Here is a 22,969-nt window from a genome sequence, read left to right on the forward strand (position 1 = left end):
CAGTTGAGGAGCGTGGGGGAGATCCTTGGACTTCAGCTCATTCGGAAGTCCGCCAGACAGGCTTGAGTAGCTCAGGATCGAATGTCTTGTTGCCCTTGCCACCCGGCACTGCGATCACGGCGCTCAGAACCTTCTTGATCGCCTCGCGCTTCTGCGTGAGCGTCTTCGACCCCCACGAGTTCCTGATGTCTTCCTTGGCCTCCTCGGCCTCCGCCTTCAGAGCTTCGTGCGCCCGCTGATCCGCACGAAGCTCCTTGATCCGCCGTTCGAGGACCGGGAGATTGCGGAAGAACGTCTCATCATCGATGTCCGTGTCCTCGTCGTCGTGCCAACGCCGCTCCAGCTCGTTGCGGCTCCTGACGGCTCGCTCCAGGGCATCGGCCTTGTCCCAGTCCGGTACATCCTGGGCCTTGCTCGCAGCGTCGCGCTCCAGCTTGGCGATGACCAGTTCCTCGATGGCCTTGTCCGTCTTGTCGCCCCGCTTGTAGGTCTTGTTACAGCCGCCGTCCACGGTCTTCTTGCACATGTAGGCGTGCCGGTACTTGAGCCAGTCGTTCGCCTTGATTCCGATCATCTTGTTGTTGCAGACCGTGCCGTCCTCCAGCACGTGGCCACATCGCAGGATGCCGGTCAGCAGGTACTTGTGGACCAGGCCACCGCGCGGCATCCCGGTTCCGCGGCCACGCTCCCTGATCTTGGCCGTGACCGCGAACCACTCCTTCGGAGTGATGATCGGCTCCCACTCGCCCACGATGGGCTGATCGTCGCCGTCACGTACAAGCTCGCTCTTGATCTCGCGATATCCACACAGCCGCGCGTTCACCAGGACCTGCTTGACGGTCTGGTACTGGAAGGCGTTCCCGCGACTCGTGATGAAGCCGGCCTCCTTCCACCGGCGCGTGATCTCGGAAATGGAGGCACCCGCGATCACGTCCTTCACCGCCTGACGGATGGCTTCTGCCTCGTCCGGGCGCAAGGAGACCTTGTCGTCCTCCCATCCGAAGGGGCGCCATGCCGCTACCGACTGCCCACGGATCGCCCGGCTGCGGTGGCTGTTTCTGCTCCGACGCTCCTTCTTCCTCGTCTCGCTGAGGGACATGGCGACCCCCAGAAGCCCCTTGATCTCGAACCCTTCGGCGTAGAGGTCCTGGATGCCGTTCGAGTCGTGGTAGACCCGTCCTTCCTGCGTGGTGAACGCCTTCAGGTACCGCTCCCAGTCGCTCGGGCGCCGGTACAGCCGGTCGTCGTTGACTGCCATGACGCCGTGGATCGGGTACCCGTCCGGCGTCGTCCCGGCAGCAAGATCGGCGAGCAGCTGCTCGAAGTCATCGCGAACGATGTTCTCCTTGCTCGCGCTCTTGTCGTTGTCCGTGTAGCGGTAGACGACGAGCCATCCGAATCTGCGGGCGGTCTCGCTCATGTCCCGGTGCTGGTCCTCGATGCCGTGGGCGTCCTTCACCCGGCCGTCGAACGAGATCCGTGCGTAGCAGACAACGCACTTCAGCTCCGGGTCGGAAGCCAGCATGGCGCGCACTTCCTCGGCGGACGGCAGTCCCTCGGGCGTACCTCGCAGCTTGCTGACCAACTCCTCGCGCTTGCCCACGTGTTCCCCTTCGGTCCATGTCTCGGCTGCTGGAACGACCGTAGCGCATGTGGAGGTTTTAGTAATGCTCTGCAGCATGAAGATCTCGCAGGACATCCGCCGTGAACACGGCGGCACACGGACCGAGATCGAGGAGGGCATGGCCCAGAAGTCGAAGGAGTTCGCGGCGAGCGGGAACCGGGTGTACCTGCCGATCGCGGACTGATCCGGCCGCGCACAGGCCGCGAGGCGGGCCGCACACGGGCCGCGAGGGCCGAGGGCTGGGGACACATCGTCCCTGGCCCCTGGCCCTTGGTCCCTTGGCGGGCCCGGCTACTCCGGCTGGTGTTCCGGTCCTCCGTAGTCCGGGCTCGTGTAGTCCGGGCTGCTGTAGCTCGGCCGCGAGCCGCGGTCGCCGTCGCCCGGGCTGGTGAAACCCGGACGGTCGTAGCCGAGGTGCGGCATGCGGCTGATCGGCGTGGACGAGGACGTGTGGTGCAGCGCGGCGGCCGCGTCCGGGCTGACGAGCGCCTCGCGCAGGAACGGCAGGATGCCCCGCTCCAGCAGGGCCTCGTGCCAGGCGTCCCTGGCGAGGGCCACCTCCCCTCGCAGTTCGCCGTACGGACCGCCTTCGGCCGTCGGCTTGTTGCGCAGGGCGGTGAGCAGCAGCCCCACCGCGGCGACGAGGATCGCGACCGCGGTCACGGCGCCGAACACCCAGCCCGTGGTGAGCATGGTCCGGGCGAACGCCTGCTCGGGGTCGAGCATCTGCAGGATGTAACCGACGAGCAGGAAGATCGCGGCGGCGGTTCCGGCCAGGACGGGTGCGAGGACGGCGACGATGGCGACGGCGCCCGCGCCGGCGGTCTCGGCGACCTCTCCCATGGCGGCGGCCAGCCCCGCCGGGCCCGTGCCCGGCTCGGAGGATCCGGACTCGCGTGCGGCCGGCGTGCTGGACGACGCCGGCTGGCGCAGTTCCTCACGGACCTTGACGTAGTGCTGGTATTCGGTCGACGCGGCTGCCGTGATGAGTGCGGTGGCGTTCAGCGCCATGGTGCGCAGTTGTTCCGAGTTCAGCCGCTGTCCGACAGCGGTCAGTTCCGGACGGTGTGGTGCGGAGCGCAGCACCTCATCGAGGATCCGCTCGTATTCCTGGCGGTCCTCGCTCAGCAGGTGCTGCGGAACGCTGTTCATGTGCATCCCCCGATGCTCCGTAGGGCTTGGGGCTCGGCATGCTGACGAGCCGTCGGGCAGAAACGGAGGGGAGCCTGCTACGGATAAGCCGATGGTAGAGCCGTGGAGGTAGGCGGTGACAGGGGGTTTACCGAAATTGGCCCTTCACCCGTCCGGTCCTGTGACGGGAAACGCCTGCCCGGTGAACGTTCACGTAGCCAGGGGCAGTTGCTGGACCAGCAGCTTTCCGGCCATGGTCACGCCGCCGTCCATCGCGATGGCGAGTCCGTCTGCGTAGACGTGCGGTCCCTCGATCACGGGGTCGCCGCTGTCCTCGTCCTCCTCGGAGCCGACCTCGCCCAGCAGATACGGAATGGGGCTGTGCCCGTGAACGATGCGGGTGCCCCCGTACGTATCGAGCAGGGAGCGCACGGCGTCCGCGCCGCCCTCGTCGCGGAAGGAGAACCGCTTGGTGAACTTGCGGAACAGGTCCCAGACCTCGTCCGCGTCGTTGCGGGTGATCGTCTCGCGGACGGTGTCGTTGACCTCTTCGATCGAGCGGCCGTAGTCGAGATAGGCGGTGGTGTCGGAGTGGACGAGCAGATGGCCGTCGACCTCCTCGACGGCGTCGAGACGGGCCATCCACTGCAGGTGGTGGTCCTGGAGGCGGTCCATGTCGGTCTTCTGGCCGCCGTTGAGCAGCCAGGCCGCCTGGAAGGTGGCGGTGCCCGCGCCGGAGTTGACGGGGGTGTCGCCGAACCGCTTGGCGCCGAGCAACAGCAGCTCGTGGTTGCCCATGAGCGCCTTGCAGTAGCCGCCGGCCGCCGCGGCCTCGGCGGACAGCCGCATCACCAGGTCGATGACGCCGATGCCGTCCGGGCCGCGGTCGGTGAAGTCGCCGAGGAACCACAGCCGGGCGGTGCCCGCGCACCAGTTGCCTTCGGCGTCGAGGAGGCCCTTCTCCTGCAGAGCGGCCACCAGCTGGTCGAGATAGCCGTGGACGTCGCCCACGACGTACAGCGGACCCTGTCCGGTATTCGGAGGCGGGGCCGCGGCGGCTTCGGGGTCGACGGTCACCTGGACAGTGTCACCCCGGTTGACCACGGGAAGGTCGCGCTGGGTCGGCGTGTATCCCTCGGGATAGGTCTCCTCGGGCGGCGGAGCGACCTCGCCGGGGCTCGTGCTCTGGCCGTACGGACCGGTCTCGTGGACGTACGCGGGCACCCGGAAGTCGCGCAACGTCGCCGTGCGCTCCACCTCGGGTCCCTGACCGGCCCCCTGAGTCATCGACCCCTCCACCATCAAGCCGCATCTGCACCGCATCGGACTGCCTGGTCGTAGCGGCCCGCCGGTGTCGTGGGCCCATCATAGGAATGCGGATCGCGCCATGTGATGACCCAGGGGTGGTGAATCAGAGCAAGAGTCCAGTTCACCGCGGCTTTCGCCCCGATTGGGCCGGGCTTTGACCACCGTGTGACCGTCCTCGCTTTCCTTCTCTTCGCGAGAACGATCCCTTCTTTCCGGGGGACCGGCCCTGTTTCTCCCCAGGCACGGGGCTTTCCCCTCGACCCCTCGACCCGGGTCCGAGGTACCGGACCCGGGGTTCCCCGGCACCGGGGAACTACGCCCCCTCGGGGGACCGCGGCGGGCTGACCGTCGTACGCGGCGGGCGTCGCTGGGACGACGTGCGCACGATCAGCTCCGTCGGTATCACCTGCTCCACCGGGCGGTCGGATTCCACTCCCTCGATGGCGTCGATGAGGAGTTGCACCACCGCCGTGCCGATGCGGCGCGGCTTCAGGGAGAGCGTGGTGATGGGGGGCTCGGTGTTGGCGTACACGGTGGACTCGCTGCAGCAGACCAGCAGCAGGTCGTCCGGTACGCGCATGCCGTAGCGGCGGGCGGCGGCGAGCAGATCGGTGCCGTTCGGGTCGAACAGCCCGTAGACCGCGTCGGGCCGGTCCGGGCGGGCGAGGAGCCGGTCGGCGGCGACGGCCCCCGCGCACGGGTCGTGCGCCGGATAGGCCTCGTACACCGGATCCTGGCCGACGCGCTCGCACCAGCGCAGGTACGCGGTGGTCGACAGGTGGGTGTACGTGTCCGTCGTCGTGCCGGTCAGCAGGCCGATGCGGCGGGCGCCGGCGGCGGCCAGGTGGTCGAGGATGCCGAGGACGGCGGCCTCGTGGTCGTTGTCGACCCAGGCCGTGACCGGCAGGGAGCCGGCCGGGCGGCCGTCGGAGACGACCGGCAGGCCCTGCCGGACGAGTTCGCTGACGACCGGGTCCTGGTCGGAGGGGTCGATGACGACCGTGCCGTCAAGGGCGACGTTCGACCACACGTCGTGGCGGGAGGTGGCGGGCAGGATGACGAGGGCGTAGCCGCGGGCGAGCGCGGCGGAGGTGGCGGCCCGCGCCATCTCGGCGAAGTACGCGAACTCCGTGAAGGTGAAAGGTTCATCCCCGTACGTCGTCACGGTCAGGCCGATGAGTCCCGATTTGCCGGTGCGGAGTGTCCGGGCCGCGGCCGAGGGCCGGTAACCCAGCCGGTCGGCCACCTCGCGGACATGGCGCCGGGTGGCGTCCGGGAGCCGGCCCTTGCCGTTGAGGGCGTCGGAGACGGTCGTGATGGAGACTCCGGCGGCGGCGGCCACGTCTCTGATACCCGCCCGGCCCGGCCGACTGCCTCGACGTGAGGTTTCCGCGCGGCTCACCTGGTGCTTCCCTGCTGCTGTCATGGCGAGCCGATAGTAGGGCTCATGCGGTGGGGTAGTGCGGACGCATATGCAGACGTTGACAGGCACGTTTCTGCATGATCATTTAACCTCAATTGCTTGGGAAACCAAGGGAGTTAAGCGCTCTCATGCCAGTACGTGACTTGTCGGCCCGCGCGAGCCTGCCAAGGGGACGAGGTTGCGAAGAGGTCTCAACTCACCTGCACGGGGGATGCGCGCCACGGCGTGCACCACCGGCGCGTAGATATATGTGCAGCGCGCCCCCAGATTCGTACGCCTTCGTGCGGCGATGCCCCTGATGCCGGTGGGACATGCGAGGCCGGCGTTCACCGCTCCGTCGTGGGTGTACGCAGCGGCGCCGAATCCTCATAAGGTGAGGAGTATTGGATGTCGGCGGCGGTCATGGGCCGCCGGTCTTCGCGAGGAGGACTGCGGTGAGCGAGACGAGCCCCAAGCTGCGCGGCGAGCTGGAGGGAATCCCCACCTACAAGCCGGGCAAGCCCGCCGCGGCAGGCGGGCCGGTGGCCTACAAGCTGTCCTCCAACGAGAACCCCTATCCGCCGCTGCCGGGTGTGATGGAGACCGTGACGGCGGCGGCCGGCAACTTCAACCGCTACCCGGACATGGCCTGTACGGCGCTGATGAACGAGCTGTCCGAGCGGTTCGGCGTGCCCCTCTCCCACCTGGCCACCGGCACCGGGTCGGTCGGTGTCGCCCAGCAGCTGATCCAGGCCACCTCCGGCCCCGGCGACGAGGTGATCTACGCCTGGCGGTCCTTCGAGGCGTACCCGATCATCACGCAGATCAGCGGCGCCCGGTCCGTCCAGGTGCCGCTGACCTCCGGTGACGTGCACGATCTCGACGCGATGGCCGACGCGATCACCGACCGGACCCGGCTGATCTTCGTCTGCAACCCCAACAACCCGACCGGCACGGTCGTGAAGCGGGCGGAGCTGGAGCGCTTCCTCGACCGGGTGCCGGGGGACGTACTGGTGGTGCTCGACGAGGCCTACCGCGAGTTCATCCGCGACCCCGAGGTGCCGGACGGTGTCGAGCTCTACCGCGACCGGCCCAATGTCTGCGTCCTGCGGACCTTCTCCAAGGCGTACGGCCTGGCCGGACTGCGCGTCGGGTTCGCCATCGCCCACGAGCCGGTGGCGGCGGCGCTGCGCAAGACGGCGGTGCCGTTCGGGGTGAGCCAGCTCGCGCAGGAGGCGGCGATCGCCTCGATGCGTGCCGAGGACGAACTGTTCGGCCGGGTCGGCTCGCTGGTGTGTGAGCGCGCGCGCGTGGTCGACGGGCTGCGCGCCCAGGGCTGGACGGTGCCCGAGACCCAGGCCAATTTCGTGTGGCTGCGGCTGGGGGAGCGCACGGTCGCGTTCGCGCAGGCGTGTGAGCAGGCAGGCGTGGTGATCCGGCCGTTCCCCGGTGAGGGTGTGCGGGTCACGGTCGGGGAGACCGAGGCGAACGACATCTTCCTGAAGGTGGCGGAAGGGTTTCGCAAGGACCTGTAGTGCTCCGTGAGCCAGGCCTAGGTCAGGCGTCTACGAGTTCCACGCGCACGGGGTCGCCGCCCCGCACGGTCGCGAGCAGACCGGGGTCGCCGTCGATGCGGCCCAGGACATTGCACGGGCTTGCGAGGCGGCACTCCTCGCCCTGCGAGATCGGCGTGGGCCCGTAGGGGAGGGCGAGGGCGTCGCCGTCGGTCCAGAAGGCGACCGTGCCCGGCTCTACGACCTGTCGGGCGTCTGTTTCACGTGAAACAGACACTCCGGTGTCGAAGTACACCTCCTCGCCCCAGGTGCGGGCGGTGGAGACCAGAGGCAGCGCCTGGGTGACGGCCTGGGTGGTCGGGGTGTCGTCAAGGGTCGCGGTGAGGTGCCCCGCGGGCCAGGAGATCCGTATCTGTAGCGGTGTCTGCATGCCGCAGATTCAACAATATGTTGAAGTTCGCGCCAAGAGGGCGATCGCGACAGGGGGCCCCTTTGGGGCTCGAAAGTCCGTGCTGCATAATGGCTTGTGAATGTGAACGCTTTCACAAGCGTAGGTAAGGAGCGGCGACGTGGACCTGGCTTTGGCGCCGGAGACCCTGGCGCGATGGCAGTTCGGCATCACCACCGTCTACCACTTTCTGTTCGTCCCCCTGACGATCTCGCTGGCCGCCCTCACGGCCGGACTGCAGACCGCCTGGGTGCGGACGGAGAAGGAGAAGTACCTCCGGGCGACGAAGTTCTGGGGCAAGCTCTTCCTGATCAACATCGCGATGGGCGTGGTCACCGGCATCGTGCAGGAGTTCCAGTTCGGCATGAACTGGTCCGACTACTCGCGCTTCGTCGGTGACGTCTTCGGTGCGCCACTCGCCTTCGAGGCGCTGATCGCCTTCTTCTTCGAGTCCACCTTCATCGGCCTGTGGATCTTCGGCTGGGACAAGCTGCCCAAGAAGATCCACCTGGCCTGCATATGGATGGTCTCGATCGGCACGATCCTGTCGGCCTACTTCATCCTCGCGGCCAACTCCTGGATGCAGCACCCGGTCGGCTACCGGATCAACGAGGCGAAGGGGCGCGCCGAGCTCACCGACTTCTGGCTGGTGCTGACCCAGAACACCGCGCTCGCCCAGGTCTTCCACACGCTCACCGCGGCCTTCCTGACCGGCGGTGCGTTCATGGTCGGCATCGCCGCCTTCCACCTGGTCCGCAAGAAGCACGTCCCCGTGATGAAGACCTCGCTGCGGCTGGGCCTGGTCACCGTCGTCATCGGCGGCATGCTCACCGCGATCAGCGGCGATGTCCTCGGCAAGATCATGTACGAGCAGCAGCCGATGAAGATGGCCGCGGCCGAGGCACTCTGGGACGGCGAGAAGCCCGCACCCTTCTCGATCTTCGCCGTCGGTGACGTCGACAAGGGGCACAACAAGGTCGCCATCGAGATCCCCGGCCTGCTGTCCTTCCTCGCCAAGGACGACTTCACCTCGTACGTCCCCGGCATCAACGACGTCAACAAGGCCGAGCAGGAGAAGTACGGCCCCGGCGACTACCGGCCCAACATTCCCGTCGCCTACTGGGGCTTCCGGTGGATGATCGGCTTCGGTATGACGTCGTTCGCCATCGGCCTGGCCGGACTGTGGCTGACCCGGAAGAAGTTCCTGCTGCCACAGCATCTGAGGGTGGGCGAGGACGAGGTGCCGCATCTCGTGCTCCTGCCGAAGAAGGCGCTCGGCCCGACCCTCACCAAGTGGTACTGGCGCATGGCGATCCTTACCCTGGGCTTCCCGCTGATCGCCAGCTCCTGGGGCTGGATCTTCACCGAGATGGGCCGCCAGCCGTGGGTCGTCTACGGCCTGTTCCAGACGCGTGACGCGGTCTCCCCCGGTGTCTCCCAGGCCGAGGTCATCACCTCGATGGTCGTCTTCACCACGCTGTACGCGATCCTCGCCGTCATCGAGGTCAAGCTGCTGGTCAAGTACGTCAAGGCGGGCCCGCCCGAGCTCACCGAGGCCGACCTCAACCCGCCCACGAAGATCGGCGGCGACTCCAGTGACGCCGACAAGCCGATGGCCTTCTCGTACTAGGCCGAGGGAGCTGCACAGTCATGGAACTGCACGACGTCTGGTTCGTCCTGATCGCCGTCCTGTGGACCGGCTACTTCTTCCTGGAGGGCTTCGACTTCGGGGTCGGTGTGCTCACGAAGCTGCTCGCCCGCAACCGGCCCGAGAAGCGCGTGCTGATCAACACCATCGGACCCGTCTGGGACGGCAACGAGGTCTGGCTGCTCTCGGCGGGCGGTGCCACCTTCGCCGCCTTCCCCGAGTGGTACGCGACGCTCTTCTCCGGCTTCTACCTGCCCCTGCTGCTCATCCTGGTCTGCCTCATCGTCCGGGGTGTGGCCTTCGAGTACCGCGTCAAGCGGCCGGAGGAGAGCTGGCAGCGCAACTGGGAGACGGCGATCTTCTGGACCTCGCTGCTCCCCGCGTTCCTGTGGGGTGTGGCCTTCGGCAATATCGTGCGGGGCGTGAAGATCGACCAGGACTTCAACTACGCCGGCGGAGTCCTGGACCTGCTCAACCCGTACGCGCTGCTGGGCGGTCTGGTCACGCTGGCGATGTTCACCTTCCACGGGACGGTGTTCGTCGGCCTCAAGACCGTCGGGGAGATCCGGGAGCGGGCGCGGAAGCTGGCGCTGCGTGTCGGGCTGCTGACCGCCCTCCTGGCCCTTGCCTTCCTGTTGTGGACGCAGGCCGACCGCGGGGACGGGGCGTCGCTCGTCGCGGTGGTCGTGGCCGTCGCGTCCCTTCTCGTGGCGCTGGTCGCGGCACGGGCCGGTCGTGAGGGCTGGGCGTTCGCCCTGTCGGGGCTCACCATCGTGGCCACGGTGGCGATGCTCTTCCTGACGCTGTTCCCGAACGTCATGCCGTCGACGCTGAACCCGGACTGGAGCCTGACGGTCACCAACGCCTCGTCCAGCCCGTACACGCTGAAGATCATGACTTGGTGTGCCGGGATCGCCACCCCGATCGTCCTGCTCTACCAGGGCTGGACGTACTGGGTGTTCCGCAAGCGGATCGGTACGCAGCACATCGCCGAGACCGCGCACTGAGGTGTGTTTCACGTGAAACCAATCGATCCGCGTCTGCTCCGGTACGCCCGTGCCACCCGGGTCTTCCTGGGGGCGGTTGTCGTCCTCGGCGCCGTCGGGGCGGGGTTGGTCATCGCGCAGGCGATGCTCATCGCCGAGGTGGTGGTCGGCGCTTTCCAGCACCACATGCAGGTGACGGAACTCGGCACTCCCCTGCTGCTGTTGGCCGCCGTCGCGGCCGGCCGGGCGCTGGTCGGGTGGCTCACCGAGCTCGCCGCCCACCGGGCGAGCGCGGCGGTGAAGTCAGAGCTGCGAGGGCGGCTGCTGGAGCGTTCCGCGCAGTTGGGGCCCGGATGGCTGAGCGGGCAGCGGACCGGTTCGCTGGTCGCCCTGGCCACCCGGGGGGTCGACGCCCTCGACGACTACTTCTCGCGGTATCTGCCGCAGCTGGGTCTCGCGGTGGTCGTGCCGGTGGCGGTGCTGGCGCGGATCGTCACCGAGGACTGGGTCTCCGCGGCCATCATCGTGGGCACCCTGCCGCTCATCCCGGTGTTCATGGTCCTGATCGGCTGGGCCACCCAGTCCCGGATGGACCGTCAGTGGCGGCTGCTGTCCCGGCTGTCCGGGCACTTCCTGGACGTCGTCGCCGGGCTGCCGACGCTGAAGGTCTTCGGCCGTGCCAAGGCGCAGGCCGAGTCGATCCGGCGGATCACCGGCGAGTACCGGCAGGCGACCATGCGGACGCTGCGGATCGCCTTCATCTCCTCCTTCGCGCTGGAGCTGCTCGCGACGATCTCGGTGGCGCTGGTCGCCGTGACGATCGGCATGCGGCTGGTGCACGGCGAGATGGACCTGTACATCGGCCTGGTCATCCTGATCCTGGCGCCGGAGGCGTATCTGCCGTTGCGGCAGGTCGGGGCGCAGTATCACGCGGCGGCGGAGGGTCTCGCCGCGGCCGAGGAGATCTTCGAGGTCCTGGAGACGCCGGTGCCGGCGTCCGGGGCCGAGGCCGTGCCCGCGGGTGCGCTGGCGTTCGAGGGCGTGACGGTCCGGTACCCGGGGCGCGCGGCGGACGCCGTGGCGGACGTGTCCTTCGCCGTCGAGCCCGGGGAGACGGTCGCGCTCGTCGGGCCGAGCGGTGCCGGAAAGTCGACGCTGCTCAGTGTGCTGCTGGGCTTTGTGCGGCCGGCCGAGGGGCGCGTGCGGGCCGGGGGAGTCGACCTGGCCGATGCCGACCTGGACCAGTGGCGCTCCCGGATCGCGTGGGTGCCGCAGCGGCCGCATCTGTACGCCGGGACGATCGCCGAGAACGTACGGCTGGCACGGCCCGACGCCGATGACGACGCCGTACGGCAGGCGCTGCGCGACGCCGGGGCTCTGGAGTTCGTGGACGCCCTGCCGGAGGGCGCGGAGACCGTGCTCGGCGAGGACGGGGCCGGGCTGTCGGCCGGGCAGCGGCAGCGGCTCGCGCTGGCCCGGGCGTTCCTCGCCGACCGGCCCGTGCTGCTGCTCGACGAGCCGACGGCCGCGCTGGACGGGGCCACCGAGGCCGAGGTCGTGGCAGCGGTACGGCGGCTGGCGGCCGGGCGGACGGTGCTGCTGGTGGTGCACCGGCCGGCCTTGCTGGGGGTGGCGGACCGGGTGGTGCGCCTGGCCGAGCCCGAGGCGACCGCTGTGCCGGTCACGCCGGCCTCGGTGCACAAGGCGGGTTCCGTCGAGGGTGAGCTGCCCGCACCGGTCGACCTGACCGAGCCCGACGGGGAATCCGCTCCGGGGCCTGTCCTCACCCGCGTGCGTGCCATGTCCGGCGCCCGGCGCGGGCGGCTGGGACTCGCGCTGCTGCTCGGCAGTCTCGCGCTCGGGAGTGCCGTAGGGCTCATGGCCACCTCCGGGTGGCTGATCTCACGGGCCTCGCAGCAGCCGCCCGTGCTCTATCTGATGATGGCCGTGACGGCGACGCGGGCCTTCGGGATCGGGCGGGCCGTGTTCCGGTACGCCGAGCGGCTGGTCTCGCACGACGCCGTGCTGCGGATGCTGGCGGACACCAGGGTCGCGGTGTTCCGCAGGCTCGAGCGGCTGGCGCCCGCCGGGCTGCGCCGGACCCGCCGGGGCGATCTGCTCTCCCGGCTCGTCGCGGACGTGGACGCGCTGCAGGACTACTGGCTGCGGTGGCTGCTGCCGGCCGGGGCGGCCGTCGTCGTGTCGGCGGCGTCCGTCGGCTTCACGGCGTGGCTGCTGCCGGAGGCCGGGGCCGTACTCGCGGCCGGGCTGCTGGCGGCGGGTGTGGGCGTGCCGCTGATCACCGGTGCCGTGGCGCGGCGGGCCGAGCACCGGCTGGCCCCCGCCCGCGGCGTACTGGCGACACGAGTGGCCGATCTGCTCACCGGCACCGCGGAGCTGACCGTCGCCGGTGCCCTGCCCGCGCGGACCGCCCGGGCACGCGAGGCCGACGGGGCGCTCACCCGGATCGCCTCGCGCGCCGCCACCGCCACGGCCCTCGGCGACGGGCTCACCGCGCTGATCTCCGGCCTGACCGTCACGGCCGCCGCCCTGGTCGGCGCTCAGGCGGTCGCGGCCGGGCGGCTGGACGGCGTGACCATGGCCGTCGTCGTCCTCACCCCGCTGGCCGCCTTCGAGGCCGTGCTCGGGCTCCCGCTCGCCGTGCAGTATTGGCAGCGGGTGCGCCGGTGCGCCGAGCGGGTGTACGAGGTGCTGGACGCCCCGGAACCCGTGGGGGAGCCGGAGCGGCCCCGGCAGGCGCCCGTGTCGCCGTTCCCGGTCGCCCTCAAGGGGCTGACCGCGCGGTACGAGGGGCAGGACCGGGACGCGCTGGGCGGGCTCGACCTGACCCTCGATGAGGGCCGCCGGGTCGCTGTGGTCGGACCGTCCGGATCCGGCAAGACGACGCTGGCGCAGCTGCTGCTGCGGTTCCTGGACGCGCGGGCGGGTGCGTACACGCTGGCGGGTGTGGACGCGTACGCGCTGCACAGCGACGACGTACGGAGGCTCGTCGGGCTGTGCGCGCAGGACGCGCACCTCTTCGACAGCTCGCTGCGCGAGAACCTGCTGCTCGCCAAGAAGGACGCCACCGAGGACGAGCTGCGTGCCGCGCTCGGGCGGGCCCGGCTGCTGGACTGGGCGGACGGCCTGCCCGACGGGCTCGACACGCTCGTCGGCGAGCACGGGGCACGGCTGTCCGGAGGGCAGCGGCAGCGGCTGGCACTGGCCCGCGCACTGCTCGCCGACTTCCCCGTCCTGGTGCTCGACGAGCCCGCCGAGCACCTCGACCTGCCGACGGCGGACGCGCTCACCGCCGATCTGCTGGCCGCCACCGAGGGCCGTACGACCCTGCTCATCACGCACCGGCTGGCAGGGCTGGAGGCGGTCGACGAGGTGCTCGTGCTGGATCAGGGACGGGTGGTGCAGCGCGGGTCGTACCCGGAGCTGGTGGCGGTGGACGGGCCGTTGCGGGAGATGGCGGAGCGGGAGGCGGCGTCGGAGGAACTGGCGGGAGCGCGGTAGCGGCGTGAACCGCGCACCGGGGCGGCCTCGCGCGCACTGATCCATTCGGAGCAGCGGGTCCCCCAGGCGTACGACGTGAACAGGACCGGGCCCGCAGGGCTGGGCGAGGATCGCTGACATGCGCTCATATCGCCGCTATCGCCTGCTCGTTCCGGCCTTGCTGTGCGCGCTGGCGGCCCTCGCGGCCCGGCCGACGGTGGCGGACAAGGAGCCCGGGAACGGCGGGGACACGGGCATCAGCGCCGAGGTGGCGCGGCTGTACGAGGACGCGGCGGTGGCGACCCAGCTGTACGAGGCCGGTCGCAAGGAGGCCGATGTGCAACGGGCCAAAGCGCAGCGGGCGGAGGCTCTCCTGGACACGCAGCGTCGGCACATCGCGGGCCTGAACGAAGATCTGGGCCGGATCGCCCGTGCCCAGTACCGGGGCAGTGGTGGTCTGCCGGTGGCCGCGCAGATGATCCTCGCCGACAGCCCCGACGACCTGATGCGAGGTCAGCACGCCTTCTCACAGACGAATCTCGCCGTGAACAACGCGATCTCCAAGAGCCGCCGGGCCGAGGCACGGCTCACCGCGGACGAGGCCAAGGCCGCGGCCGAGTGGGAGGCGCTGGAGAAGCGGAACGTCCAGCTGGCCGACCTTAAGGCCGGCATCGAGCAGAAGCTCGAGGAGGCCCGCTCGCAGCTCCAGGGGCAGGCGGACGCCTCGGTCGCCGCCGGGGCGTGCCGTGGGGCCGTCCGGCTCGACCAGCCGGAGACGGGGTTCACTAGTGCGTGGGTCGCGCCCGTGGAGACGTACGAGCTGTCCGCGTCCTACGGCAGCGGCGGGGCGCGGTGGTCGAGCCGGCACACCGGGCAGGACTTCGCGGTGCCGATCGGCACGCCGGTGCGGTCCGTGGGGACGGGCCGGGTGGTGAGGGTGTCCTGCGGCGGGCCCTTCGGCATCGAGATCGTGCTGAAGCACGCGGGGGGCTACTACACGCAGTACGCGCATCTCGCGTCCGTCGCGGTCGACCAGGGGGAGCACGTCAGCCCCGGGCAGTGGATCGGCCAGTCGGGCACCACGGGCAACTCCACCGGGCCTCATCTGCACTTCGAGACCCGGGTCACACCGGAGATGGGCTCGGCGGTGAACCCGGTGTCGTGGCTGGAGGCGCGCGGGGTGTCGCTCTGACGCAGCGGCTCGACCGCTTCGGAAGGCTCGACCGCTCGGGAAGGCTCGACCGCTTTGGAAAGAGCGGGCGACACTACACCCGCTCGGCCACCAACTGCTCGATCACGACCGCGACCCCGTCCTCGTTGTTCGCGACCGTCCGTCCCGAGGCCGCGGCGATCACGTCCGGGTGGGCGTTGCCCATCGCGTACGACCGGCCGGCCCAGGTCAGCATCTCGACGTCGTTCGGCATGTCGCCGAAGGCGACGACCTCCTCGTGCGAGATGCCGCGCTCGGCGCAGCACAGGGCGAGCGTGCTGGCCTTGGACACTTCGGGACCGCTGATCTCCAGCAGGGCGCTGGGGCTGGAGCGGGTCACACCGGCGCGGTCGCCGATCGCGAGCCGGGCCAGGGTCAGGAAGGCGTCGGGGTCGATCTCCGGGTGGTAGGCCAGGATCTTCAGCACCGGCTCCGCGGCCGCCCGGTGGTCAGGACCCAGCAGTTCCTCCGCCGGGGCGAGGCTGTCGGGGATCTCCATGTGCAGCTTCGGGTAAGCCGGCTCCTGGTAGAAGCCGTAGGTCTGCTCCACCGCGTACACCGTGCCCGGCGCCGCGTCACGCAGCAGCCGAACGGCGTCCAGGGCGTTCTCCCGCTTCAGCTCCCGCACCTTCACGAACTTGTGGGTGCCGGGGCCGCCGTGCAGGTCGACCACGGCGGCGCCGTTGCCGCAGATCGCCAGTCCGTGGCCGTGCACATGGTCGCTGACGACGTCCATCCAGCGGGCCGGGCGGCCGGTGACGAAGAAGACCTCGATGCCCGCCTCCTCGGCGGCGGCCAGTGCGGCCACCGTGCGGGGGGACACCGACTTGTCGTCGCGCAGCAGGGTGCCGTCTAGGTCGGTGGCGATCAGCCGCGGCGGGAGGGTCTCGGCCGCGGTATCGGGCTGTCGGGTCGCTGAGGTCACCGGGTCATTGTCCCGCAGATGCCCGCACGGGCGTGCGGGGCTCCGCACAGATGAGTCAATGCCGCTCTCACCAGGGCTTTCCCGAGGATATGGAGCCCTCAAGGGCCTCAGCGCAGCTGCGCCGGTGCCTCCATGGCGATCTGCTCGAAGACCTTCTCGTCCGCCGCGAAGGGCGAGTCCGGGATGGGCCAGTGGATCACGAGCTCCGTGAAGCCCAGTTCCGCGTGCCGGCCGGCGAAGTCGACGAAGGCGTCCAGCGACTGGAGCGGGCCGGTGCGGTCCGGCGTGAACCCGCTGAGCAGGACCCGGTCGAGGCCGGTCATGTCCCGGCCGACCTCGGCGCAGGTGTCGGCCAGCTTCTCGGCCTGCCCGCGCAGGGCCTGGATCGACTGTTCAGGAGTGCCGTTCTCGTACAGCTTGGGATCGCCGGTGGTCACCCACGCCTGGCCGTAACGGGCGGCGAGCCGCATCCCGCGCGGGCCGGTCGCGGCCACCGCGAACGGCAGCCTGGGGCGCTGCACACAGCCGGGGATGTTCCGCGCCTCATGAGCCGAGTAGAAGTCACCCTCGTACGACACCGCGTCCTCGCTGAGCAGCCGGTCGAGCAGCGGGACGAACTCGGCGAACCGGTCGGCGCGCTCGCGCGGGGTCCACGGATCCTGGCCGAGCGCGGTGGCGTCGAAACCGGAGCCGCCCGCGCCGATGCCCAGCGTGACCCGCCCGCCGGAGATGTCGTCCAGGGAGATCAGCTCCTTGGCGAGGGTCACCGGGTGCCGGAAGTTCGGCGAGGTCACCAGCGTGCCGAGCCGAAGCCGGTCGGTGACGGCCGCGGCGGCGGTGAGGGTCGGCACGGCACCGAACCACGGGCCGTCCCGGAAGCTGCGCCAGGACAGATGGTCGTAGGTGTACGCGGTGTGGAAGCCGAGCTGCTCGGCGCGCGTCCAGGCCGTACGGCCGCCTTCGTTCCAGCGGCGGTACGGGAGGATCACGGTGCTCAGATGCAGACTCATGGCAACGAGCCTAAAGGAGCCCTGCGGGACGCCCGTGTTTCACGTGAAACAGTCACCGTCAGCGGCTGGTCGTGCACCACAGGTCAGTGGGGTGCGGGGAAGCGGAGATACCGCGGCGGTACGGCCTCGGTCAGCCACACGCCATTCGCGCTCACACGGAAGACATGGCCGTCGCGGTGCATGGCGGCCGTGTCCACCGTCAGTACGATCGGCCGGCCACGGCGGGCGCCGACCCGGGTCGCCGTCTCGTGGTCGGGTGAGAGATGCACGTCATGCCGGTTCATCGCCCTGAGCCCCTCGACACGGATCGCGTCCAGGTGGCGGGCGACGGTGCCGTGGTAGAGGTGCGTGGGCGGGGTCGCCGGCGGCAGCCCGAGGTCGATCTCGACACTGTGGCCCTGGCTGGCACGGATCCGGGTGCCCTCGACGGCGAAACGGCGCTTGTCGTTGGTGGTGACGACATGGTCCAGTTCGTCGCGGGTGAACCGGAATCCGTGCGCGGCGGCCGCGGCGATCAGCGTGTCGATCTCCACCCAGCCGCCCTCGTCGAGCACCAGCCCGATCCGCTCCGGCTGGTGGCGCAGATGCTTGGAGAGATACTTCGACACCTTGACGGTGCGTCTTTCGTCCATGCCACCAGAGTGCGGGAGAGACGGGAATCACGCGATCGAGTATTGCTTTCGAGGTTTGATCCACAGCCAAGTATGGTTATCCACAGGGGAATTGGCGGTTCTGTGGACAACAGGCCCTCAAGGCAAGGGTTTTGGGCCCGCCGCGCAGCCTTTCACACCGGCGGCTTCAGCCGTGCGATCCCCCGCAACACCCCCGGCGCCAGCCGCGACAGCACCCGCGCACCCCGTGCCTCCGGAGTGACCGGAACCACCGCCTCGTCACGCACCACCGCCCCCAGGATCGCGGCGGCCACCTTCTCCGGCGGATAGTTCCGCAGCCCGTACAGACGGGCGGCGCGCTGCTGGAGCCGAGTCTCCTCCTGGGCGTCGACCCCGGCGAAGTGCGCTGTCGACGTGATGGCGGTATTGACGATGCCGGGACAGACCGCCGTCACGCCGATCCCCTGCCCGGCGAGCTCCGCCCGCAGGCACTCGCTGAGCATCAGCACGGCAGCCTTGGAGGTGCTGTAGGCGGGCAGGGCCCGGGACGGCTGGTACGCCGCCGCGGACGCCACGTTGACGATGTGGCCGCCCTGCCCGCGCTCGGTCATCCGCCGGCCGAAGAGCCGGCAGCCGTGGATCACGCCCCAGAGATTGACGTCGAGGACCTTCTTCCAGTCCTCCGGCGTGGTGTCGAAGAAGGACCCGGACAGTCCGATCCCGGCGTTGTTGACCAGGACGTCGACCACGCCGTACTCGAGGGTGACCTTCTCGGCGAGTTTCTCCATGGCCTGCTCGTCGGAGACGTCGGCCGTCTCCGCCCAGGCCGCCGAGGCGCCCATGAGACGGGACGACTCGGCGGTGCGGGCCGCCGCCTCGGCGTCCCGGTCGACGGCCACCACGCGTGCGCCCGCCTCCGCGAACGCGAGCGCCGTCGCCCGCCCGATGCCGCTGCCCGCCCCGGTGACCAGTACCAGCTGCCCGGAGAACCGCTCGGCGTGCTTCCCGCTCGCCGCCGCCGGGGACCGGCCGTCCTCGACGGACGTCGCGAAGTCCCCGATCCACGAAGCGAGCTGATCCGGACGGGTGCGCGGGATCCAGTGCCCCGCCGGGAGCGTCCTGCGGGTCAGCCGCGGAACCCACTGCTCCAGCTCGTCGTGGAGCCGCTCCGACAGGAAACGGTCCCCCAGGGGCGTGATGAGCTGCACCGGCGCGTGGGCGTGCGCGTCCGGGCGCGGCCTGCGCAGCCGGGGCCGCACGTTGTCCCGGTACAGCCAGGCACCGTGCGCCGCGTCCGACGGCAGGGACGAGGTCGGGTAGCCGTCGCGCGGCACCTTCTCGACCCGCTCCAGGACCCTCGGCCAGCGCTTGCCGAGCGGGCCGCGCCAAGCCAGCTCGGGCAGCACGGGCGTGTGCAGCAGGTACACGTACCAGGACTTCGCGCCCTGCCCGAGGAGCTGGCCGACCCGGCGCGGGGTGGGCCGCTTCACGCGCCGGCTGATCCAGTGGCCGAAGTGGTCAAGGGACGGCCCGGACATCGAGGTGAAGGAGGCGATACGGCCCTCGGTGCGCCGCACGGTGGTGAACTCCCAGGCCTGCACCGAGCCCCAGTCGTGCCCGACCAGGTGCACGGGCCGGTCCGGACTGACCGCGTCCGCGACGGCCAGGAAGTCGTCCGTCAGCTTCTCCAGCGTGAACCCGCCCCGCAGCGGCCGCGGCGCCGTCGACCGTCCGTGGCCGCGGACGTCGTACGCCACGACGTGGAACCGCCCGGCGAGCCGCGCGGCGACCTCGGACCACACTTCCTTGCTGTCGGGGTAGCCGTGCACGAGGACGACCGTCGGGCGACGTGGATCGCCCATATCGGCCACGCACAGCTCGACTTCGCCGGTCCGTACCCAGCGCTCCCGCGCGCCCGTGAGCAACGTCATCCGGCGAATCTGGCAGTTGTTAGAGAGTTCGTCAATAGGGCGCTGCTCCGGCCCGCCACCCGGCGTGGTAACTCTCGAGAACCAGCTCCCCTAGGGGCCCGTAATACTCAGGGCTGACCCGAATACAGCTCCACGGAGTGACGCCCGCCACGCTCACGGGCCCTACCTTCGAGGGGTGACTGTGATCGCGACCGAAAGCCTGAGCAAGCGGTTCCCGAGGGTGACCGCGCTTGACCGGCTCTCCGTGGACGTCGGGCCCGGTGTGACCGGACTCGTCGGAGCCAACGGAGCCGGCAAGTCCACACTGATCAAGATCCTGCTGGGTCTGTCCCCCGCCACCGAGGGCCGCGCCGACGTGCTCGGCCTCGATGTCGCCACCAAGGGCGCCGACATCCGGGAGCGGGTCGGCTACATGCCCGAGCACGACTGCCTGCCGCCGGACGTCTCGGCCACCGAGTTCGTCGTCCACATGGCGCGCATGTCCGGCCTGCCGCCCACCGCGGCGCGTGAGCGAACGGCCGACACGCTGCGTCACGTCGGGCTGTACGAGGAGCGCTACCGCCCCATCGGCGGCTACTCGACCGGTATGAAGCAGCGCGTCAAGCTCGCCCAGGCCCTGGTGCACGACCCGCAGCTGGTCTTCCTGGACGAGCCGACCAACGGCCTCGACCCGGTCGGCCGCGACGAGATGCTCGGCCTGATCCGCCGGATCCACACCGACTTCGGCATCTCCGTCCTGGTCACCTCGCACCTGCTGGGGGAACTGGAGCGCACCTGCGACCACGTCGTCGTCATCGACGGCGGCAAACTCCTGCGCTCCAGCTCCACTACGGACTTCACCCAGACCACGACGACCCTCGCGATCGAGGTCACCGACACCGACGAGCACCCGGACGGCACCCGCGCGGTGCGCGACGCGCTGCACGCGCGCGGGGTGAGCGTCGAGGACGGCAGCGGCCTGCCGGGCGCCGGCCACGTCCTGCTGCTCACCGCGCAGGGCGAGGAGACGTACGACCTGGTCCGGGACGTGATCGCCGACCTCGGACTCGGCCTGGTGCGCATGGAACAGCGCCGGCACCACATCTCCGAGGTCTTCACGAGCAGCGACGAGCGCGAGCAGCGGAAGGAGGCGGTCAGCCATGGCGGTTGAGCACTCCACGGGGACATCCGCCCCGGCACCGGGTGACCAGACCCGCATCCACAACATCGGCTACCGCACCTACGACGGCCCCCGCCTGGGCCGCGCCTACGCCCGCCGCTCCCTGTACTCGCAGTCCCTGCGCGGCTCCTACGGCCTCGGCCGCTCGGTGAAGTCCAAGGTGCTGCCGATGCTGCTGTTCGTGGTGATGTGCGTGCCCGCGGCCATCATGGTCGCCGTCGCGGTCGCCACCAAGGCCAACGCCCTGCCCGTGGACTACACGCGCTACGCGATCGTCATGCAGGCGGTCATCAGCCTGTACGTCGCCTCGCAGGCACCCCAGTCGGTCTCGCGCGACCTGCGCTTCAAGACCGTGCCGCTGTACTTCTCGCGGCCCATCGAGACCGCCGACTACGTCCGCGCCAAGTTCGCGGCGCTGGCCTCGGCGCTGTTCGTCCTCACGGCCGCTCCCCTGCTCGTGCTCTACGTGGGCGCGCTGCTGGCCGAGCTCGACTTCGCCGACCAGACCAAGGGATTCGCACAGGGACTCGTCTCCGTGGCACTGCTCTCACTGCTGTTCGCCGGTATCGGCCTGGTCATCGCCTCCTTCACCCCGCGCCGCGGCTTCGGTATCGCGGCCGTGATCGCCGTGCTGACCATCACCTACGGCGCGGTCTCCACCCTGCAGGCCATCGCCGACGTCCAGGGCAGCAGCGACGCCGTGCCGTTGATCGGGCTGTTCTCGCCGATCACCCTCGTCGACGGTGTGCAGTCCGCGTTCCTGGGCGCGACCTCCGCCTTCCCCGGCGGGGTGGGCCCGAGCAACGCCGAGGGCGCCGTCTTCGTCCTCGTCGCCCTGGGCCTGATCGCGGCGAGCTACGGCCTCCTGATGCGCCGCTACAAGAAGGTGGGACTGTGACCACGCTCTCCATCGACCATGTCTCCCGCTGGTTCGGCAACGTGGTCGCCGTCAACGACATCACCATGACCATCGGCCCCGGCGTCACGGGCCTCCTCGGCCCCAACGGCGCCGGAAAGTCCACCCTCATCAACATGATGGGCGGCTTCCTGGCCCCCTCCACCGGCACGGTCACCCTCGACGGGCAGCCCGTGTGGCGCAACGAGCAGATCTACCGCCACATCGGCGTCGTCCCCGAGCGCGAGGCGATGTACGACTTCCTCACCGGGAAGGAGTTCGTCCTGGCCAACGCCGAGCTGCACGGCCTGGGCGCCAAGGCGGCCCAGAAGGCGCTGGCCACGGTCGAGATGGAGTACGCCCAGGACCGCAAGATCCAGACGTACTCCAAGGGCATGCGCCAGCGCGTGAAGATGGCCTCGGCCCTGGTCCACGACCCGTCCCTGCTCCTGCTGGACGAACCTTTCAACGGCATGGACCCGCGCCAGCGCATGCAGCTGATGGACCTGCTGCGCCGCATGGGCGACGAGGGCCGCACGGTGCTGTTCTCGTCCCACATCCTCGAAGAGGTCGAGCAACTCGCCTGGCACATCGAGGTCGTCGTCGCCGGCCGGCACGCCGCCAGCGGTGACTTCCGCAAGATCCGGCGCCTGATGACCGACCGGCCGCACCGCTACCTGGTGCGTTCCAGCGACGACCGCGCCCTCGCGGCCGCGCTGATCGCCGACCCGTCGACGTCCGGGATCGAGGTCGACCACGCCGAGGGCGCGCTGCGCATCCAGGCCGTCGACTTCGGCCGTTTCACGGCTCTGCTGCCGCGTGTGGCCCGCGAGCACGGCATCCGCCTGCTCACGGTCTCGCCGTCCGACGAGTCCCTCGAGTCCGTCTTCTCGTATCTGGTCGCGGCGTAGGAGGCCCTGATGTACGACCCCACAGTCGCCCGGCTCACCTACCGGGCACTGCTCGGCCGGCGCCGGGCCCTCATCCTCGGTGCCCTGCCCCTGCTGCTGATCGTCATCGCCGTGGTGGTGCGCGCCCTCACCGGTGCGGACGACCAGACGGCCTCGGACCTGCTGGGCGGGCTCGCCCTCGCCACGATGGTGCCGCTCATCGGCGTCATCGCCGGAACCGGCGCGATCGGTCCGGAGATCGACGACGGCTCGGTGGTGTACCTGCTGTCCAAGCCGATCAAACGGCCGACCATCATCTTCACCAAGCTGATCGTCGCCGTCGCCGTGACCATGGTGTTCTCCGCGGTGCCGACGCTCATCGCGGGCTTCATCCTGAACGGCAACGGCCAGCAGATCGCCGTGGCCTACACGGTGGCGGCGCTGGTCGCTTCCATCGCGTACGCGGCCCTGTTCCTGCTGCTCGGCACGGTCTCCCGGCACGCGGTGGTGTTCGGTCTCGTCTACGCGCTGGTCTGGGAGGCCCTGTTCGGCTCCCTGGTGCCGGGCGCCCGCACGCTGAGCGTCCAGCAGTGGTCGCTGGCCGTGGCCCAGAAGGTGTCCGGCGGTGACCTGGTGACCTCGGACGTCGGCCTGGCGACGGCGACGGTGCTGCTGGTGGCCGTCACGGTCCTGGCCACCTGGTACGCCGGTCAGAAGCTGCGTTCGCTGACGCTCGCCGGCGAGGAGTGACGTTGCCCGGGCGAACGCCCGGGCCT

Annotated in this window: 19 protein-coding genes; 10 read left to right on the plus strand and 9 right to left on the minus strand. The window is 70.0% G+C overall.

Annotated elements, in window-relative coordinates:
* Window positions 1–37 precede the first annotated feature (37 nt).
* Window positions 38–1,603, minus strand: a complete 1,566-nt coding sequence (locus ACFT32_RS23300; RefSeq protein ID WP_382492314.1) for a recombinase family protein — start codon at window positions 1,601–1,603, stop codon at window positions 38–40.
* Between the two features lie 76 nt (window positions 1,604–1,679).
* On the opposite strand from ACFT32_RS23300, the gene ACFT32_RS23305 reads away from it, so the two are divergent.
* Window positions 1,680–1,808 carry a hypothetical protein gene (locus ACFT32_RS23305; RefSeq protein WP_382492791.1) on the plus strand — a complete coding sequence of 43 codons (129 nt, stop codon included), beginning with the start codon at window positions 1,680–1,682 and terminating at the stop codon, window positions 1,806–1,808.
* Between the two features lie 107 nt (window positions 1,809–1,915).
* On the opposite strand, the gene ACFT32_RS23310 is transcribed toward ACFT32_RS23305, so the two are convergent.
* The 3 genes from ACFT32_RS23310 to ACFT32_RS23320 form a co-directional block, all read right to left on the minus strand.
* Entirely contained in the window at window positions 1,916–2,782 is an 867-nt protein-coding gene (locus ACFT32_RS23310; RefSeq protein ID WP_382492317.1) for a hypothetical protein, read from the minus strand.
* Between the two features lie 183 nt (window positions 2,783–2,965).
* On the minus strand, window positions 2,966–4,057 hold the full coding sequence (locus ACFT32_RS23315; protein ID WP_382492320.1) for a metallophosphoesterase: 1,092 nt from the start codon (window positions 4,055–4,057) through the stop codon (window positions 2,966–2,968).
* A gap of 319 nt (window positions 4,058–4,376) precedes the next feature.
* On the minus strand, window positions 4,377–5,489 hold the full coding sequence (locus tag ACFT32_RS23320; protein WP_382492323.1) for a LacI family DNA-binding transcriptional regulator: 1,113 nt from the start codon (window positions 5,487–5,489) through the stop codon (window positions 4,377–4,379).
* A gap of 431 nt (window positions 5,490–5,920) precedes the next feature.
* Between ACFT32_RS23320 and hisC the strand changes: the two genes are divergently transcribed.
* Window positions 5,921–7,000, plus strand: coding sequence for a histidinol-phosphate transaminase (gene hisC / locus ACFT32_RS23325; protein WP_382492326.1), 1,080 nt, complete (start codon window positions 5,921–5,923; stop codon window positions 6,998–7,000).
* Between the two features lie 22 nt (window positions 7,001–7,022).
* On the opposite strand, the gene ACFT32_RS23330 is transcribed toward hisC, so the two are convergent.
* Window positions 7,023–7,409 carry a cyclophilin-like fold protein gene (locus ACFT32_RS23330; protein ID WP_382492329.1) on the minus strand — a complete coding sequence of 129 codons (387 nt, stop codon included), beginning with the start codon at window positions 7,407–7,409 and terminating at the stop codon, window positions 7,023–7,025.
* A 139-nt stretch (window positions 7,410–7,548) separates the two neighbouring features.
* Here ACFT32_RS23330 and ACFT32_RS23335 point away from each other — a divergent pair, with 139 nt between their 5' ends.
* The 4 genes from ACFT32_RS23335 to ACFT32_RS23350 all read left to right on the plus strand — a co-directional run bounded on the left by ACFT32_RS23335 (window position 7,549) and on the right by ACFT32_RS23350 (window position 14,754).
* On the plus strand, window positions 7,549–9,057 hold the full coding sequence (locus tag ACFT32_RS23335; protein WP_382492331.1) for a cytochrome ubiquinol oxidase subunit I: 1,509 nt from the start codon (window positions 7,549–7,551) through the stop codon (window positions 9,055–9,057).
* Window positions 9,058–9,077: 20 nt separating this feature from the next.
* Window positions 9,078–10,082: a cytochrome d ubiquinol oxidase subunit II gene (cydB, locus tag ACFT32_RS23340; RefSeq protein WP_382492334.1), complete on the plus strand. Its 1,005-nt coding sequence runs from the start codon at window positions 9,078–9,080 to the stop codon at window positions 10,080–10,082.
* Window positions 10,083–10,094: 12 nt separating this feature from the next.
* A complete protein-coding gene (gene cydD / locus ACFT32_RS23345; protein WP_382492336.1) occupies window positions 10,095–13,583 on the plus strand; it encodes a thiol reductant ABC exporter subunit CydD in 3,489 nt (1,162 codons plus the stop codon).
* Window positions 13,584–13,701: 118 nt separating this feature from the next.
* Window positions 13,702–14,754 (plus strand): M23 family metallopeptidase, encoded by a 1,053-nt coding sequence (locus ACFT32_RS23350; RefSeq protein ID WP_382492339.1) that lies wholly within the window; start codon window positions 13,702–13,704, stop codon window positions 14,752–14,754.
* Between the two features lie 73 nt (window positions 14,755–14,827).
* Here the strand turns inward: ACFT32_RS23350 and ACFT32_RS23355 are convergent, their stop codons facing one another.
* From ACFT32_RS23355 to ACFT32_RS23370, 4 genes are all read right to left on the minus strand, one after another.
* Window positions 14,828–15,715 (minus strand): HAD hydrolase family protein, encoded by an 888-nt coding sequence (locus ACFT32_RS23355; RefSeq protein ID WP_382492760.1) that lies wholly within the window; start codon window positions 15,713–15,715, stop codon window positions 14,828–14,830.
* An 89-nt stretch (window positions 15,716–15,804) separates the two neighbouring features.
* The gene (locus ACFT32_RS23360) at window positions 15,805–16,707 is read right to left on the minus strand and encodes an LLM class flavin-dependent oxidoreductase (protein WP_382492342.1); all 903 of its coding nucleotides are present in this window, start codon (window positions 16,705–16,707) and stop codon (window positions 15,805–15,807) included.
* Between the two features lie 83 nt (window positions 16,708–16,790).
* Window positions 16,791–17,339, minus strand: a complete 549-nt coding sequence (locus ACFT32_RS23365; RefSeq protein ID WP_382492345.1) for an RNA 2'-phosphotransferase — start codon at window positions 17,337–17,339, stop codon at window positions 16,791–16,793.
* 152 nt (window positions 17,340–17,491) lie between these two features.
* Window positions 17,492–19,249 carry an SDR family oxidoreductase gene (locus tag ACFT32_RS23370; protein ID WP_382492348.1) on the minus strand — a complete coding sequence of 586 codons (1,758 nt, stop codon included), beginning with the start codon at window positions 19,247–19,249 and terminating at the stop codon, window positions 17,492–17,494.
* Window positions 19,250–19,430: 181 nt separating this feature from the next.
* On the opposite strand from ACFT32_RS23370, the gene ACFT32_RS23375 reads away from it, so the two are divergent.
* Genes ACFT32_RS23375 through ACFT32_RS23390 form a run of 4 tightly spaced genes read left to right on the plus strand, consistent with a single transcriptional unit; the run spans window position 19,431 to window position 22,943 of the window.
* The gene (locus tag ACFT32_RS23375; protein WP_382492762.1) at window positions 19,431–20,399 is read left to right on the plus strand and encodes an ABC transporter ATP-binding protein; all 969 of its coding nucleotides are present in this window, start codon (window positions 19,431–19,433) and stop codon (window positions 20,397–20,399) included.
* Entirely contained in the window at window positions 20,389–21,306 is a 918-nt protein-coding gene (locus tag ACFT32_RS23380) for an ABC transporter permease (RefSeq protein ID WP_382492351.1), read from the plus strand. Before ACFT32_RS23375 ends, ACFT32_RS23380 begins: the two co-directional genes overlap by 11 nt.
* Window positions 21,303–22,214, plus strand: a complete 912-nt coding sequence (locus ACFT32_RS23385; RefSeq protein WP_184593781.1) for an ABC transporter ATP-binding protein — start codon at window positions 21,303–21,305, stop codon at window positions 22,212–22,214. The genes ACFT32_RS23380 and ACFT32_RS23385 overlap by 4 nt, the downstream gene beginning before the upstream one ends.
* 9 nt (window positions 22,215–22,223) lie before the next feature.
* On the plus strand, window positions 22,224–22,943 hold the full coding sequence (locus ACFT32_RS23390; RefSeq protein ID WP_382492354.1) for an ABC transporter permease subunit: 720 nt from the start codon (window positions 22,224–22,226) through the stop codon (window positions 22,941–22,943).
* The last annotated feature ends 26 nt before the right edge of the window (window positions 22,944–22,969 follow it).

This window comes from Streptomyces sp. NPDC057002 (genome assembly GCF_042673825.1).
Classification (GTDB): Bacteria; Actinomycetota; Actinomycetes; order Streptomycetales; family Streptomycetaceae; genus Streptomyces.